The 15578-nt window shown below is 61.8% G+C and carries 13 protein-coding genes; 4 read left to right on the forward strand and 9 right to left on the reverse strand.

Features of this window, described 5'->3' with window-relative positions; all coding sequences use genetic code 11:
- Nucleotides 1-46: 46 nt before the first annotated feature.
- The gene (locus JJB74_RS21525; RefSeq protein WP_200595312.1) at nucleotides 47-982 is read right to left on the reverse strand and encodes a Tim44 domain-containing protein; all 936 of its coding nucleotides are present in this window, start codon (nucleotides 980-982) and stop codon (nucleotides 47-49) included.
- Between the two features lie 289 nt (nucleotides 983-1271).
- Here JJB74_RS21525 and JJB74_RS21530 point away from each other — a divergent pair, with 289 nt between their 5' ends.
- Complete coding sequence (locus tag JJB74_RS21530; protein ID WP_200595386.1) at nucleotides 1272-2351, forward strand: mechanosensitive ion channel family protein; 1080 nt, start codon at nucleotides 1272-1274, stop codon at nucleotides 2349-2351.
- 39 nt (nucleotides 2352-2390) lie between these two features.
- On the opposite strand, the gene JJB74_RS21535 is transcribed toward JJB74_RS21530, so the two are convergent.
- The 4 genes from JJB74_RS21535 to JJB74_RS21550 form a co-directional block, all read right to left on the reverse strand.
- The gene (locus JJB74_RS21535) at nucleotides 2391-3551 is read right to left on the reverse strand and encodes an aminotransferase class V-fold PLP-dependent enzyme (RefSeq protein ID WP_200595314.1); all 1161 of its coding nucleotides are present in this window, start codon (nucleotides 3549-3551) and stop codon (nucleotides 2391-2393) included.
- 11 nt (nucleotides 3552-3562) lie between these two features.
- Nucleotides 3563-4633 carry a D-alanine--D-alanine ligase family protein gene (locus JJB74_RS21540; RefSeq protein ID WP_200595315.1) on the reverse strand — a complete coding sequence of 357 codons (1071 nt, stop codon included), beginning with the start codon at nucleotides 4631-4633 and terminating at the stop codon, nucleotides 3563-3565.
- On the reverse strand, nucleotides 4617-6200 hold the full coding sequence (locus JJB74_RS21545) for a tryptophan 2,3-dioxygenase family protein (protein ID WP_200595317.1): 1584 nt from the start codon (nucleotides 6198-6200) through the stop codon (nucleotides 4617-4619). Before JJB74_RS21545 ends, JJB74_RS21540 begins: the two co-directional genes overlap by 17 nt.
- Nucleotides 6201-6639: 439 nt before the next feature.
- On the reverse strand, nucleotides 6640-7326 hold the full coding sequence (locus tag JJB74_RS21550; RefSeq protein WP_200595319.1) for an SOS response-associated peptidase: 687 nt from the start codon (nucleotides 7324-7326) through the stop codon (nucleotides 6640-6642).
- A gap of 468 nt (nucleotides 7327-7794) precedes the next feature.
- Between JJB74_RS21550 and JJB74_RS21555 the strand changes: the two genes are divergently transcribed.
- From JJB74_RS21555 to JJB74_RS21565, 3 genes are all read left to right on the forward strand, one after another.
- Nucleotides 7795-8127: a hypothetical protein gene (locus JJB74_RS21555; protein ID WP_200595321.1), complete on the forward strand. Its 333-nt coding sequence runs from the start codon at nucleotides 7795-7797 to the stop codon at nucleotides 8125-8127.
- A 182-nt stretch (nucleotides 8128-8309) separates the two neighbouring features.
- Nucleotides 8310-8546 carry a hypothetical protein gene (locus JJB74_RS21560; RefSeq protein ID WP_200595323.1) on the forward strand — a complete coding sequence of 79 codons (237 nt, stop codon included), beginning with the start codon at nucleotides 8310-8312 and terminating at the stop codon, nucleotides 8544-8546.
- A 129-nt stretch (nucleotides 8547-8675) separates the two neighbouring features.
- Complete coding sequence (locus JJB74_RS21565; protein WP_200595325.1) at nucleotides 8676-11762, forward strand: glycosyl hydrolase; 3087 nt, start codon at nucleotides 8676-8678, stop codon at nucleotides 11760-11762.
- A 62-nt stretch (nucleotides 11763-11824) separates the two neighbouring features.
- Here JJB74_RS21565 and JJB74_RS21570 read toward each other — a convergent pair whose 3' ends face one another.
- From JJB74_RS21570 to JJB74_RS21585, 4 genes are all read right to left on the reverse strand, one after another.
- Nucleotides 11825-12151 carry an NIPSNAP family protein gene (locus JJB74_RS21570; RefSeq protein WP_200595326.1) on the reverse strand — a complete coding sequence of 109 codons (327 nt, stop codon included), beginning with the start codon at nucleotides 12149-12151 and terminating at the stop codon, nucleotides 11825-11827.
- Nucleotides 12152-12219: 68 nt separating this feature from the next.
- Nucleotides 12220-12933 carry an ABC transporter ATP-binding protein gene (locus JJB74_RS21575; protein WP_200595327.1) on the reverse strand — a complete coding sequence of 238 codons (714 nt, stop codon included), beginning with the start codon at nucleotides 12931-12933 and terminating at the stop codon, nucleotides 12220-12222.
- Nucleotides 12930-13691, reverse strand: coding sequence for an ABC transporter ATP-binding protein (locus JJB74_RS21580; protein WP_200595329.1), 762 nt, complete (start codon nucleotides 13689-13691; stop codon nucleotides 12930-12932). Before JJB74_RS21580 ends, JJB74_RS21575 begins: the two co-directional genes overlap by 4 nt.
- Nucleotides 13688-15568 carry an ABC transporter permease gene (locus tag JJB74_RS21585; protein WP_200595331.1) on the reverse strand — a complete coding sequence of 627 codons (1881 nt, stop codon included), beginning with the start codon at nucleotides 15566-15568 and terminating at the stop codon, nucleotides 13688-13690. The genes JJB74_RS21580 and JJB74_RS21585 overlap by 4 nt, the downstream gene beginning before the upstream one ends.
- Nucleotides 15569-15578: the final 10 nt, after the last annotated feature.

Genomic DNA, 15578 nt, shown 5'->3' on the forward strand with positions numbered 1-15578 from the left:
GCGCACGGTTACCCGTGCGCGGTCAGGATTTGCAAGGCTTGCAGCGTCAGCTGAGCTGCTGGATACCGGCCAGTGTCCAGCCACCATCACCGGCTACCGGCTTGGACAGATTCCAGACTTCGGCAAACGGCTGGGCTTCAGCGCCGCGCTCTTCGCGGATCATGCCGCTGAATTTCACGCTCGCCAGATAACGGCCGTCCGTCGTTTCTATGCCGAGCAGCTGCCCGTCGAGCGAGACCACATCAGTATGGTTCTGCGTCGCACCGCGCTCGGTGATCTGCATACGGATTTCCGCATACATCTCCGGCGTGGTGAATTCGCGGATGTCATCCAGATCGGCCCGGTCCCAAGCGGCCTGCAGTCGAATGAAATACGACTTGGCATTGCGCAGGAAGGCAGCGCTGTCGAAATCCGCCGGCACGCCCCACGGCGCTTCCACCGATGCCGTCGAACCGTAGGTCGGCGCTGATGTGGCCGGCAGCGCTCCACCAAGTCCCGAACCGATTTCCGGCGTGCGCGCCATCGGCGTGTCGTTGGCCGGTTGCCAACCGGGGGCACCGGCGTATTTCGGCGCTTGCGTGTCCGGTTTGCGCTTGAGCATGCGGTAGATGAACAGACCAGCGAAAGCGAGCAAAGCAATCATCAGCACGGTGCTGATCATGCTGGCCAGCGCGCCGCCGATACCGAGGTGGGACAGCAGCGCCCCCAGGCCGAGTCCGAGCAGCGCGCCGCCCAGCATGCTCTTCCAGGGGCTGGAGGGACGCGGCGGCACGGTGGCCGGTGTGGCGCCACGCGTAGCGTTCGCCGCTTGCGACGGCGCTGGCGTCTGCGCGGGGGTAGATTGCATCGGCGCTGAACGCTGCACTTGCTGCGATTGCTTGCCGTAGGATCCGCCACCGCCAAGGCGCTTGGCTTGCGCATCCTGCAAGCCGGCGCCGGCGGCGGTCAGCACAATGAGCGCTGCGATGAGCATGCGTTTCATCTTTCTCTCCTGTCTGGATGAAGGTCGGTAAAAATCATCAGGGCGGACGTTTCCGCCACAGTGCAGGCATGGTAATAGCTTGTTACGACATAAAAAATCGAAGACTTGCGAATCATTTCTTCGTAAAAACGGGAAGCTATGAGATGCCTTCAGACTGGGTGCGCCAACGTACTGAAACTCGCTTCGTTCCTGGTTAGGCTTTCCGGTTCGGTAACGCCTGGCGCAGTGCTGGCGAAAGGTTTCAGGGAGTTTGATGACCGAATATCTGTCGAGATGGATTGATAATCTGATGGTGAATCCGCCATGGTGGCTCAGCGATCTGGATCACCATCCTTGGCTGGAGCTGATACTGCAGATCGTTGCGGTGCTGCTGATCGTCGCCGTGTGCGACCGTGTCGCCCTGCCGATATTGCAGCGCCTGGCCCGACCTTTTCCGTTTTCGCGCCGCTTTCTGCGTTACGGCAGGAGCGCGGGCCGCACCGCCGCGTTCTTCCTGCTGCTGCAGATCGTGTTGCGCAACGGCGAGCCGGTCTTGCGCATCTCACCGCTGCTGATGCATCTGACCGCCCTGTGCTCCATCGCGACACTGACCTGGCTGGCGACCCGTTGCGTCAAATCGATCAGCGATACGATCGTTGAACTCAATCCCACCACCACGATTGATAACCTTGGCGCGCGCCGCATCCATACCCAGACCAAGGTGCTGGCACGTTCGATGAACGTGCTCATCATCCTGATCGGCACGGGCATGGCGCTGATGACGCTGCCGCTGCTGAGGCAGATCGGCACCAGTTTGCTGGCTTCCGCGGGCGTGGCTGGACTGATCGTCGGTTTCGCCGCCAAGCCGGTGCTCGGCAATCTGCTGGCGGGACTGCAACTGGCATTGAGCCAGCCGATCCGACTGGACGACGTGGTAATTGTCGAGAACGAATGGGGCCAGATCGAGGAAATTACCGGCACTTATGTGGTGGTGCGCATCTGGGACCAGCGTCGCATGGTGGTTCCACTGCAATGGTTCATCGAGCATCCGTTCCAGAACTGGACGCGAACAAGTTCCGAACTGCTGGGTACGGTGACGATTTGGGTCGATTACCGGCTGCCCGTAGATCCATTGCGTGCCGAATCCACCCGCATCTGCCAGGGTGCGGAAGAATGGGATGGCCGCCTGTGCATCGTCCAGGTCCTGGATGCCAACGAGCGGGCGATGCAGCTGCGCGTGCTGGTCAGCGCGCAGGACGCCGCACGCTGCTTCGATTTGCGCTGCAAGGTGCGGGAGGGCTTGATCGCTTACATCCATCTTCACTATCCCGAATGCCTGCCGCGGGTGCGGGTCGATGAGGATGCGCGGCAGTTGGCAGCCGAACAGTGAGATACCAGATCGACCGCCTCGATCCGGGCAAGAACCGCGTCATGCGCTGGAAGAGGCGATGCCGGCCGCGTTCCTCCATTCCAGCTCCTTCAGCGCCTTTAGCACCCGCTCGATATCGTCCATGTCGTTGTAGAAATGAGGCGCAATGCGGAGGTGTCCCGGCCGGGCATCGACGATGATCGACTGTCGCGCCAGTTCCACGACCCAGGCCTGGGCATCCGGACATTCCAACATCACGATGCCGGCGCGCTTTTCGGGATCCGTTGCCATCGTCAATTGGAAGCCGGCCTCGGTCAGGCCGGAAACCAGCGTCTCGGTCAGCCACTTCACGCGCCGACGAATCGCATCCACACCGGTCTTGCGCACCAGTTCCATGCCGGCATTGGCGGCATAGACCGCTGGCAGGGCGGGCGTTCCGAGTTCGAAACGACGGGCGTCGCCACGCGGTTCCCAGGGCTGCAGCAGGAAATCCAGCTGGTGCGCATGTCCGAACCAGCCCACCACGCTGGGATGCAGACGCGCATGCAGGCGCTCGTGCACGTACAGGAAGGAAAGACCCGGGCCGCCCAGCAGCCATTTCTGCGTTCCGCCTACGAGCATGTCGATGTTCGCTTCCTTGACGTCCAGCGGCACCTGGCCCGTCCCCTGGTAATCATCCACGAGCAGCAGCGCGCCGGCGTCATGCGCAAGCCGCGCCAGCGCGACGATATCCTGTATGGCACCGGTCGTGAAATAGACCCGCGCGGTGGCAATCAGCGCGGTGCGTTTGTCGACGACGGCGGCGAATGCCTCTACCGGCACCGTGCAGCCATCGGGACTGGGCAGTATGTCGCAGTGCGCGCCGGCACTTGCTTTGGCCAGCCATTGATGCGCGAGCGTCGGGAAGTCCAGGCTCGTCGTCAGCACGCGCGGTCGCGCGGCATAGTCCATGCACGACGCGAGCGCCGCCAGCGCGGTGGAAACATTCGGCGCGAGCGCGATTTCATGTGGACTGGCGCCAAGCAGGGCGGCAATGTGAGCGCGCGCCGAGTCCAGCGCTTCAAGCCAGCCGCCGTCGGCATACCAAGCGCGGCCGCCGTGACATTTCCATAGCTGCAGATAGTGCTGCACCGCGTCGATGACCGGCTGCGCCAACGCGCCGCATGAGCAGCTGTTGAGATACGTGGAGTGCTCCAACTGGGGAAACAGCGAACGCAGCATGGCATGCTCCATCATTGGGCGCTTGCTGTGATTGGCCCATGTCCGGCATCGATGCTGTCGCACGCGTGCAGGCCGGGCGGAGCCGCAGGCGGGGTGTCCAGCTTGCGCATTTGCATCGGCTTGGGAGCGAAGGCGCTTGCAATGGCATATTCGATCATCTGCGTGTAACTGATGCCGGCGGTGCGACACATTTCCGGATACAGGCACCGCTGCGGTAATAGGCCGGGAAGCGTGTTGATTTCAATGAGATGCATGCGCCCCGCGCTGTCGAGCATCAGGTCGAGCCGGGCCATGCCGCACAGGCCTAGCGCCTCTCCCACCCCCTGCGCTGCGCGGCCGAGGCGCGCCGCAAGGTCGTGCGGTACGGGACGGGCTTTACCCGCATGGCGCATTTTTTCATCGACACTGAACACGCTGCCGTCCCCATTGCTGCGCACCAGGAGAGGCGGCAGCGCGACGAGTCGGGAATCCATCTGCAGCAGCCCGATGCTGCATTCCTCTCCGCGCACAAAACTTTCGGCCAGCATGTAGTCGTACTCGAGCAGCATGCTGTCGCGGCAGGCTGCGTATTGCGCCGCGCTGGCAATCACATGCAAGCCGAACGACGCGCCCGAGGACAGCGGTTTGAAGACAAACGGTATGCCGAGGCGCTGCGCCAGCATGTCGAATTCATGCGGAGACTGCCTGCTGACCACGATGCTGTCGACCGCCAGCGGCAGCGCATGGCCGTCGCTGCCCGGCAGCCCGCGCACATAGTTCGAACAGGCGAATTTGTTACAGCACAGCGCGCTGGCGAGCGGGCCGGCGCCGACGTAGGGACGACCCAGGTAATCGAGCAAGCCTTGCAGCGTGCCATCCTCGCCCCATGCTCCCAGCGTCTGCGGGAACACCACGTCGATGGCGGGGTCGGCGACTTCCGACAGGAAGGTGGGCGAGCGGTAATCCAGGTGCACGGCCCGCAAGCCAAGCGCGTCGACGGCGGCGACGACGCATGCTGGATCGGCGTAATTGGCTTCGTGCGACCAGCCGCCCGAGACTACGGCAACGGTCAGTCCGGCCATGCTCTTACTTCGCGGCGACATGGCTCGCCTCCGGGATTGCCGGCACGGTTCCCCCATGCGTGACGGGTAGGCCGGGACCTTCGCATGACGAGGCCGGCACATCTCCAGGCGCGCTGGCCGAGGCGGGCATGCCGAGCCAAGGCCGCATGTCTTCCTCGCGCACGAGGCTGCGGGCTTCCCACAGGTAGGAAAATATGCGCTGATACGCAAAGGTGCGCAGCAGATAAGGCCGGCCATCCAGTTTGCCGTTCGATGCCGGCGATGTACCGGCCTTCAGCGGAAGCGGATCATTGCCAGCCACGCCCAGGCTTTTGCGGTATCCGATCATGCGATCCACCATCGACAGGTGGTGATGACGCCAGCTATCCAGTTCCTGCTCCAGTTCGATGAGAGACTCTCCCAGCGCGATGAGCGCGGCATGCGGATTCGGTGCACCGGTTGGACGCAGAAGCGCCGCGATGCTGCTGGCCGCCTGTTCGAGGTCTGTCGGATCCCGCAGCAGGCCAGCGCGCAGCAGCAGGTGCAGGTACGCGTCTGAAAGCGAGGGACGGGACAGTCTGGCTGAGAGCTCGTCGGTCAGCAGATGCATCTTTTCCAGATTGCGCAGCAGGATGGGATCGCGCTGGCCGATGGTGATTTCGAGCATCCGGAAGCCCACGCTCTCCAAGCCGCTGCCGCCCTCGAGCTGGCTGCGGAAAGCCAGGTAGTCCGCCGCCGACATCGTCTGCGGTATCCGGATCATGTCTCCGAAGAGCTGGTAGAACGCTGCGACGCGTCGCACGCCTGCTTCGGCGGCGGCAATGTCCGGTGCCTCGCGCAGCATATCGGCCATCGCATCGTCGACGCAGGCGAGCACGCTCGGGAACCATAGCTCGAAGGCCTGGTGCGCAGTAATGAAGCACAGTTCGTCGTGCGTGGAACGGCTTTCGTTGAGCGCCTGCGGATGATGCCGCTGCAGCGTGATGTCGGCAGCGTGCATCAAGGTGCGATGATCGATCAAGGCATGCATGGGATGCAGGCCTTGATCGCCGCCGGGCGCGGTGATCCTCTGACTCAACCTGCGTGTGTGCCGAAGGTAGTCCTGGTAGCAGTCTTCGAGCAGGGCCAGGATCCCGGTCAGGGTTTCGGATTCGGCTGCCGAATAGCGTCGGTCTGCATGCAGCCCGGCGCGCACCGCTCTCAGTGCCATGGAGGCCTCATGCAAGAGAGGAATGGCCAGACCGTGCGCTTCCAGTCTGAAGGAAAGCGAGGCGCGCCGGTTGACGAGGCAGGTATTGATGAGCCTGGCCTGCATGGCCAGCACGTTGCCGACCGCCAGCCCGCGCCGCAGGTGCTTGCTGGCGAGTGCGACACAGCGCAACGCAGGAAGGTCTCGAGCGGCATGGTCGATCGCCCTGAGGTCTGCCCGCAGCAGACGCAGCCACAATACGCTGGAGGCATAAAAGGAGTACAGGAGGCGATCGTCAGTCGTGGCGAGAAAGGGCGGAAAGGTTGCTAGCAGGTGCTGTACCTGGATATAGCTGCAATAGTGCGGCCGCTGTGGCCTCTTGCCTGCGAACCCATGAGGGCAGCCGCACACGGTCGACATGGGTTCCTCCTCGGGAATTTGACGCGAGCACAACGAGCCTTCTAAGTGCCGATAATCAAACTATTGTTCATTTTATAAGCTCGCAGAACGAAAGCTCCTGCCAGATCGATGCCTGCCCATTGCCCTTGCAGTCGATGTCACGCGTACCGGGAACAGCGCTCAGGACATCGGCTGCAGGGACAGCGCTGGCTTGCTCCGAGTTTGCCGGTCCTTCTTCCGGGAAGTTGTATTGCCTTCGGCGCGATTTCAGGCTACAGATGCACCGGTCCCGCCCGGGCGCCATGCCGAGCGCGCAAAACTTGCAAGCCACCCGTCGCATTTGCGCCATGGCGCGAAAAGCGCTGCTTGCGCATTGCCTGCCGTGGCGGGTAAGCCACTGGATTGTCGGATGCGCTCGCGGGTAGTGCTGTCCGGGTCGGTGGCGCCCCGGCGCGCGATGTCACTCGTCGAGCGGCGCAATCATTTGCGGCCGGCTGCTGCCGACCCGGTTCACGTCACGGCTTACCCGATACCAGGTGAACGCCTCCGCTGGCAGCGCCATCGACCGTGCCAACTGCTCGGCGCCCTCGGCCGGCATGTGCGGATCCATCCACAAGCGCGCATCTTCCGGCGCGAGCACCAGCGGCCGGCGATCGTGGACGTCGACCATGCCGGCTTCGGCCGGCGCGGTAACAATCACCAACCCACATCCTTCACAATCCTCCCGGTCGGGGCGAAAGTTGGTAATGGCGGCAAGGAACATCGGCGCATCGTCGCTCCTGCGGATGTACCAGGGATCCTTGTTCCCCGCTTCCCCGGTCCATTCATACCAGCCGTCAGCAGGCACCAGTACACGACCGCGCTGCCACATGTGCCGGAAATAGCGTCCGGTCGCCGCTTTCTCTATGCGCGCGTTGATTGCCATCGCCATGCCCTTTTCCGCCGCCCAGCTGGGTCGGTACCCCCAGTGCAAGGTATCGAACATCGGCCCATCGTCTTCAAATGCATGGATGAACCACGGCGTGCTGCCGGGAGGCGTGTTGTAGGAGGGGTGGCGCGCTGCGGCGCTGTTGGCTTGCCGCAGAGGTATGTCAAGGACTTCCGCATAGGCCTGCGGCTGGCGGTGCTGGGTGATCCTTCCGCACATGGCTGCTCCGGTTATCGCTTGGTGAGAATGTCCTGCTGTCGAATGCACGGCGATTATTGGTCTGAACCGAAACAGTGAGCATGATCGGCCGCGATATCAGTGCGATTTACGATAAGGACTTTCCAGTAAAGACCGATTCGATTGCGCTGCATCAAGAGTTGCTTTGGAAGGAGAATTGTTTCCTATGGCAATTTGCAGTAATTTAACATTGTGCCAATTGACAATCTTGGCAACTAACTACCGGTGATACGACTGGCAAATGATAGTAAGGGCAGGGGGATTCCATCGATTTGGACCAAGATCGCGAAAGTCATCGATATGGCCAGTTCGGCATCAGTTGACTATTTCGCAATATTCTTTGTTTTTAATCAAATAAATCTTAGCGAGATGGAAATTATGTGCGCCCGAGAATGTCTTTTGTACGGTACAGCGCACCCATTCTTAACCCGATATTGAAAGTGAATTGCCATGGCGTCCGAAAATCTCGTTACCCAAGAATCCTATAATCCCAACCACCTGCTCGACATGCTGATCGAGCGCCTGAATCTGAAAAATGATGCGGCACTGTCCCGCGCACTCGAGGTGGCTCCGCCGGTCATCAGCAAGATCCGCCATCGCCGCTTGCCGGTAGGCGCTTCGATGCTGATCCGCATGCATGAGGTGAGCTCCCTGTCGGTACGTGAGCTGCGCGATCTGATGGGCGATCGTCGTACCAAATATCGCCTCAGCGATGCGCAAGGCAAACCGAAGCCCGCAACGGCGCAGCCAGCGGCCGAGAACAAGGCGCAGGCCAACAGCTGATCTCGCACAGTCCAACGGTCCTTTCCGCGTACATAGGCCCGCAAGCGGCGCCGACAGGCTTTTCGTCCTGCCGGCGCCGGTTTCATTACTGAGCCGCGGCTATACTGCCGTCTGTTCAAACAGGCGAGAAAAGATCATGCGGCGACATTCCCTTCCTTCTTCGCTGGTGGAGGCTTGAATTTATGGCCAGCGTAATCACACATCACAGCGTGCGCATCGTCACCCTGGAACCAGGTGACACGGTCGCCACGCAGGGTCTCCCCGGCGACATCATTCTCGAAGACATCGGCCGCGGCTGGATCACCCACTTCATCGACGAAGACGGCACGGTGGAAAGTTACGAAGATCCGTTCGACACCTATAACAAGGCGCTGGGATCAGCCAAGGCAGCGGCTGAATATCAGGCAAGCGGCGAATAAGCCTTCTGCCGCTTCAGCATCATTGCCGCGGGGACCCGGGGTTGGTAGGTTGGTACATAGCAGTCTCACCCGGTAAAAGAGCGCACTGGTGCGCTTTTTTTGCGTCCGGGATCCAAACCGGAGGACTGCATGAAAAGCACAGTTTCAATCCTCGTCGCAGGCAGCCTGATAGGGTTGTTGGCGGCTTGCTCGGGAGGTGGCGAAGCAGATAACAATAGCGCTTCTGCCAAAGCGACCTTGCCGCCACCGACCCCGATACTTGCGGGACAGGCGGAAGTTGGCGGTGAGATTTTCACGCCATCACCTCAGCTTGCAACGGCGACCGGCGGCAGCGGCGGCACGATCAATCCGATTTCAAGCGTCGATCCGCGCAGCATCCTTGGGCAGCAACGCTCCGTTGCCAATCCATGGAATCCCGGAGACATTGCTGCACTCAAGCTCGTTGCCTTGCCGGATGGCGTACGCGACCGACTTCCGACCGGAAAATGGTCGAAAGGCTTCTTCTATCAAAGTCCGTACAACCTCGATGCCTTTTTTCAGTTCAACCCGCAAGTTTCCGCAAACGATCCGCGTAACCAGGGCTTCGATATCAACCAGGCCAGCATCTTCCCGTTTCCAAACAAGCTGAATCTGGACGACAGATTGGGAATGGTGGCCGTCAGCTTCCCGACCAGACGCTACATCGCGTATGGCGCCGATCCGAATGCGGATGTCTACAACTTCAGCAATCCCTACCGGGCCGATACGCTCACTTATGAGCTGGCGCCCAATTCAGCGCAAGACATGCGCCTGAGCTATGTGCAGCCCGCCGAAGGCCGCCTGTCCCGCAAGATCGATGCTTTTGACGAATTGACCGTTACCACCAGCTGGTCCAATCCGGCGGGCAACAAATACCTGCGTGTCATCGCTGCCCAGGGTTCGCCCTATGTCACCGTGATGTACGCGGGCTTGCGTCCCGTCGTGCAAGTCGGCCAGGGCAGCCTGCCGCGTTCTGCGAAGAATGAAACCGGTTTGCCGATTCCGGGAAAGTTCGACTATACGCAACAGGAAAGTGACAACAGCATCGTAGCCGTGGCGGTTGGAGAAGAACCGCTGCAAACCTTCGTCGAAAACGACACCGTTCGCAACACGCCTGAGCTGACCGGCACCAAGTTCCGCCTCCTCTACTGGTTGCCCGATCGCGGCCGTACGCCGCCTGGCGTGAATGACAACAAGAGCGTCAACCAGCTCAACAGTTACAAGGAACTCGTTGTCTATTCATCGAGCCCGATCACGCTCCAGTGGGATATGCCGTCTCGCTCCTATGTCGCAAGAGAGGATTTCAATGGCGTGATCCGCACTGCATTCGTGGACGATGTGCAGAAGGAAACCTGGACTGCCCCAATCAGCGAGATTTCCAATGTGCAGTCTTTCCGCGACCGGCGCGCAATTCTGGACAAATATGCGAACACCTTCCCGATTTCGTCCGAGATCTTTCTCCAAATGGAGGGTAGTGCGACCGGTCTGGTTAAATACCGCTGGGCGACGCGCACCATGGACGGTCAGACCCCGAGTGACGATAGCCTGCTGATGATGGGCTTTGATGCCACCCATATTCCCTCGCTGCGCAATGCCACGAAAGTTGCCGGCTTGACGTATCGCTCCAATTTCGGCTCGATGAGCGCCGTGGCTGGCAAGACATGGACGCAGGTGCTGACGATACCCGACATCCTGCGCAATGGCGCAAGCGCAAAGCAGTTCTGGATGGGCATGGGGGACGTCAAGTCGGACGAGGAGCGGCAGCGCCTGCTGAAGTCGCTGCAGGACGACACCAAGCTGTACACCGCCGATTTCCTCGCTACCTGCAACGCGGATTCCTACATTTGCGGCAAGTACCTGCACAATGTGTCGCGCCTGCTGCTGATTGCGGACTACCTGCAGTCGCAGGGACTATCGACCGACCAGCAGCGCGCCGATCTGATCGCCTATCTGAAACGCTCGCTGAACCTGTGGCTGGATGGCGTCAATCCCGCCGGCGCGCCAGTCATCCCGAACGTCAACACCGTCGACGATACCTTCGTCTATGACACGACCAATGGCGGCCTGATCACCACGCTGGGCTTGCTGGACCGCATGAAGGACTACACGAACCGGGAGTATGTCGACCACATGTTCCACTATGGCTATTACATCTACGCGGCGGCGGTGCTCGGTAGTCATGCTCCCGAATGGCTGGAGGAAAACAACCATCGGGAAAAGGTCAACTTGCTGGTACGCGATATCGCCAATCCCAGCCTGGAGGACAAACATTTTCCGATCGCGCGTACCTTTAACTGGTTCAGGCTGCAGAACATTGCCGATGCCGGCCCGAACACGAACGGTGGCAATACCGAGTCGTCCAGTGAATCGATCAATTCCAACTATGCACTTGTTGCCTGGGGCGCGCTGAATAGTGAGCGCGCAAAGACAGATAAGGACCGGACAACATTTGAGAACTTTCAGTGGCTGGCTGCCATCATGACCGCCGCCGAAATCCGCACCGCACAAGCCTTCTATCAGCTCACGCCCGGAACGCCTTATGTGAACAGCCTGGCGAACCTTGATTATCCGGAAGTGCCTGGACTGGCGGTGAAAACGCCGAATGGCAGCTCATCGCTGACGATACGCCCCAGCACCGAGCCGGTAATGAACATCTTCCGTGACAATAATGCGGAGTCCAACGTGTTCTTCGGACCGATGCTGAGAAACCGGATCGGCATCAATCTGCTGCCGATCAGCCCGATCTCGGATTTCGTGATATCAAGGGATTGGGCAAAGGCACATGCGCAAACGCTGCTTGCGGAGGAAGCCAAGAATAGCGACCTGTTCGCCCGCATCATTGCCACGCCCCCGAGCGTAAACGCGGATTGTTACCTCGCCTCAGCAGATCCTGCCAAGCCGCCGCCGCCAGACGTGAACCCGGGCGCCGTCTGTGCCGGACAATTACGCATCATCTACAGCTGGAGGCAGTTGCTGGTAGCGGCCAATGCCCTTAATGACGCGAATGGCGCGTATCAGCGGTACACAAGCATCGTGGATCGGCTTGCGTCGGACCAGGAGACATACAAGCAAAACACCGATCAGCGCACGCATCCCGGCTCGTCGCGCAACGATGGCGTAGTGGCCGACGTGCTGAAAGACCACTCCACGCCATCAACCAACACCAATACGTTGTGGTGGGTGATGACGCATCGCTAAGGCCAAGCCGCGCTGTCCCATTCAAACTCCGCCCGCGGGCGGAGTTTTTCCATCCACGCCTCTCAGCGCAACGCCGAATACCCCGTCGGCATCAGAAAGCTGTTCTCAATGCGCTCAACGATGATCGCCTGCGCTTCCGTCTCCGCGCGCTTGGCAATCCATTCCTGGTCCTGCTGGAACGCGCCCCATTTCTGCTCGCGCTCGGCCAGGCTCTCCCATTCCAGCAGGTAGGTCAGCGTCTGATTGCTGTTGCCTACCAGCGTGGTCCAGAAGCCGACCGGCTTGATGCCGTATTTTTCAAAGAATTTCAGGGTGATGTTCTGGAAGCGGGCGTTCAGCGCCGGCAGGCGGCCGGGCGCGCAGTGGTAGACACGCAATTCGTGGATCATGGTGTTGGTCGGTTGGTGGTGAAGAAGACAGGAGTGTAAAGTTTTTGCAATACCGCCGCTTGCGCGATTCACCATTCCAGGTAAGCGGCGCGCACTTCCGGATCGGCTTGCAGCTCGTCCATGCCGCCGGCGAAACGGATCTGACCCTTTTCCAGCACATAGGCACGATCACTGACGCGCCGGGCGAAATGCAGATTCTGCTCGGACAGAAGGATGGCCACGCCAGCGCGCTTCAATTCGATGATCGCCTCGGCCATTTGATCGACGATGACCGGCGCCACGCCCTCGGACGGCTCGTCCAGCATCACCAGCAGCGGATTGCCCATCAGCGTGCGCGCTACCGTCAGCATCTGCTGCTCGCCGCCACTCATGCGCGCGCCAGGCCGGTCGGGCATCGTTCCCAGGTTCGGAAACAATTGGAACAGCCGTTCCGGCGTCCAGGCCGGCAAGCCGGGGCGGGGCGGCTGCCGGCCGATGTCCAGGTTTTCCATCACGCTCAGATCGCCGAAGATGCGCCTGTCTTCAGGCACAAAACCGAGGCCGAGCCGGGCGATGCGGTGACTGGGCAGGCGCGCGATGTCGTGACCGAGAAAGCGCACCGCGCCGCGTCGCCGCTCGAGCAGGCCCATGATCGCTTTCATCGTGGTCGACTTGCCGGCGCCGTTGCGGCCCATCAGCGCCACCACCTCGCCACGCCGCACCTCGAGATCGATACCGAACAGCACCTGGGCCCGGCCGTACCAGGCTTCCAGGCGTTCGACTTTCAGCATGGCCTCGCTCATGCCGGCTGCCCCGCACTGCTGCCGAAATACACTTCGCGCACCTGAGCATCCTTCCTCACGCTCTCCGGATCGCCCTGTGCAATCAGCCGGCCGCGCGCCAGCACCAGGATGCGGCCGGCATAGCCGAACACCACATCCATGCTGTGCTCGGTGAACAGCACGCCGAGCTGACGTTCGCGCGCCAGATCGCGCACCAGCGCCATCAGCGCATGCCGTTCCCCCATGCCCATGCCGGCGGTCGGCTCGTCCATCAGCAGCAGACGCGGGCGGTTGGCAAGCGCAATCGCCAGCTCCACCCGTTTCACATCGCCATAAGCGAGCACCGCGCACGGACGGTCGCGCTGCGCCGCCATGCCGACGGCGTCCAGCAATTGCGCCGCCTCGTCAGAAAACTGCGCCGCTGCGCGCCGCCACAGGGAAAAGAGCCGCTGTTCGCGCGACAGCAAAGCCATCTGCACATTCTCGAGTGCGGTCATGGATCCGAAGGTTTCCGCGATCTGAAAAGTGCGGCCGACACCAAGCCGCCAGATCGCACGCGGCGGCAGGCCGGACAGTTCACGTCCAGCCAGACGCACCGAGCCGGCATCCGGACGCAGCTGGCCGGACAGCATGTTGAAGCAGGTGGTCTTGCCGGCGCCGTTCGGGCCGATCAGCGCCAGCATTTCGCCGGCCGCGAGGTCGAAGGAGACGTCGGCCACTGCATCCACGCCGCCATAGCGTTTGCGCAGATTGCGGACTTCAAGCAGCGGCGTTGTCATACGCCGTCTCCCGAAAAGCGCCGTCTGAGAGTGCCGACGATGCCCTGCGGGAAAGCCAGCACCAGCGTCAGGATGGTGATGCCGAGCGCGCCGCGCCAGTAATCGGTTTCCCGCGCCAGCCAGTCCGCGAGCCAGGTATAGACTGCGCCGCCGACAATTGGCCCGGACAAGGTATGCACGCCGCCGAGCAGCACCATCACGAGACCATCGACCGAACGTCCGACCGAAATCGTTTCCGGTGAAATGCTGCCCTTGGCGAAGGCGAACAAGGCGCCGGCCACGCCGCAGAACAGGCCGGCAATGATGAAGCCCAGCCACTGTATGCGCCGAACATCGATGCCAATGGCGTCGGCGCGCAGCGGCGCGTCGCGCCCGGCACGCAACGCAAAACCGAACGGCGAAAACAGGATGCGCCGCAGCAGCAGCACGCAGCCGCCGCACACCAGCAGCGTCAGCAGAAAATAGGCGCGCTTGTCGGCAAGCCAGTCCGGCGGCCAGATGCCGACGATGCCATTGCTGCCGCCGGTCAGTGCATCGGTCTGATAAACGACCGACCACACGATCTGGGCAAAGGCCAAGGTCAGCATCGCCAGGTACACGCCCGACAATCGCACGCAGAACCAGCCAAAAACGGCCGCGCCCAGGCCGGCAACCAAGGGCGCCGCGGCCAGCGACCATGCCATTGGCAGCGCCAGCGCCTTGAAGAACAACGCCGCGCCATAGGCGCCGAGGCCGAAATAGGCGGCATGGCCAAAGGAATGCATGCCGGCCGGGCCCATCAGGAAATGCAGGCTGGCCGCGAACAGCACCGCGATCAGGATGTCGATGCCCAGGGTCAGCGCATACGGCGACTGCTGCGCGAAGATCGGCAGTGCGAGTAGCAAGGCGAACAGGATGCCGGCGACGAAGCGCTGGCGCCGCCCGGCTGGACGCAGCGGCAATTCGGCTTCGGCGATGCGGACCGGCACTTGCGGCCGGCCAAGCAAGCCCCAGGGCCGCAGGATCAGCACGATGGCCATGATCAGGAATTCCACCACCAGGGTCAGTTTGGAAAAGGAGATTGCAACGCCGAACATCTCCACCGTGCCGATCGCCGCACACATTGCCTTGGCGATGCCGATCAAAAGCGCCGCCAGGTAGGCGCCCGGCAGGCTGCCGAGGCCACCGACGACAACCACCACGAACGCGTCACCGATGGTTTGCAGGTCCAAATCCAGGTTCGCCGGCTCGTTCGGCAGCGCCATCGCGCCGCCCAGGCCGGCCAGAAAGGCGCCGAGCGCGAACACGCCGGTGAAGAGCCAGGCACTGTTGACGCCGAGCGCGCCGACCATTTCCCGATCCTGGGTCGCGGCGCGCACCAGCGTGCCCCAGCGGCTTCTGGTGAGCAGCAGCCATAACGCCGCCAGCACCAGTGGACCGACCGCGATCAGCAGCAGCTTGTATTGCGGAAAATGCTGGCCGGCGACGGCTACCGCACCAGCCAGGCCGGGCGCGCGTCGGCCGAGCAGATCTTCCGCGCCCCAGGTGGCCAGCGTCGCATCCTTGATCACCAGTACCAGTGCGAAGGTGGCGAGTAGCTGGAACAGTTCCGGCGCGCGATAAATGCGGCGCAGCAGCAGAATTTCGATCGCCGCACCAAGCGCGCCAGTGACAAGCGCGGCCGCCAGCACGCCACACCACCAGCCGGCAGCGCTCGCGCCGAAGCGCTCGGTGAAGCTGTAGGCAATGTATAGGCCGAGCATGTACAGCGAGCCGTGCGCGAAATTGACGATACGGCTGATGCCGAAGATCAGCGACAGCCCGGCCGCCACCAGGAACAGCGACGAAGCGCCGGCCAGGCCGTTCAACAACTGGACGAGGAAATTCGACAGGGTCATGGCGTCTGCA

The sequence above is a fragment of the Noviherbaspirillum pedocola genome (genome assembly GCF_016632335.1).
GTDB lineage: Bacteria > Pseudomonadota > Gammaproteobacteria > Burkholderiales > Burkholderiaceae_D > Noviherbaspirillum_A > Noviherbaspirillum_A pedocola.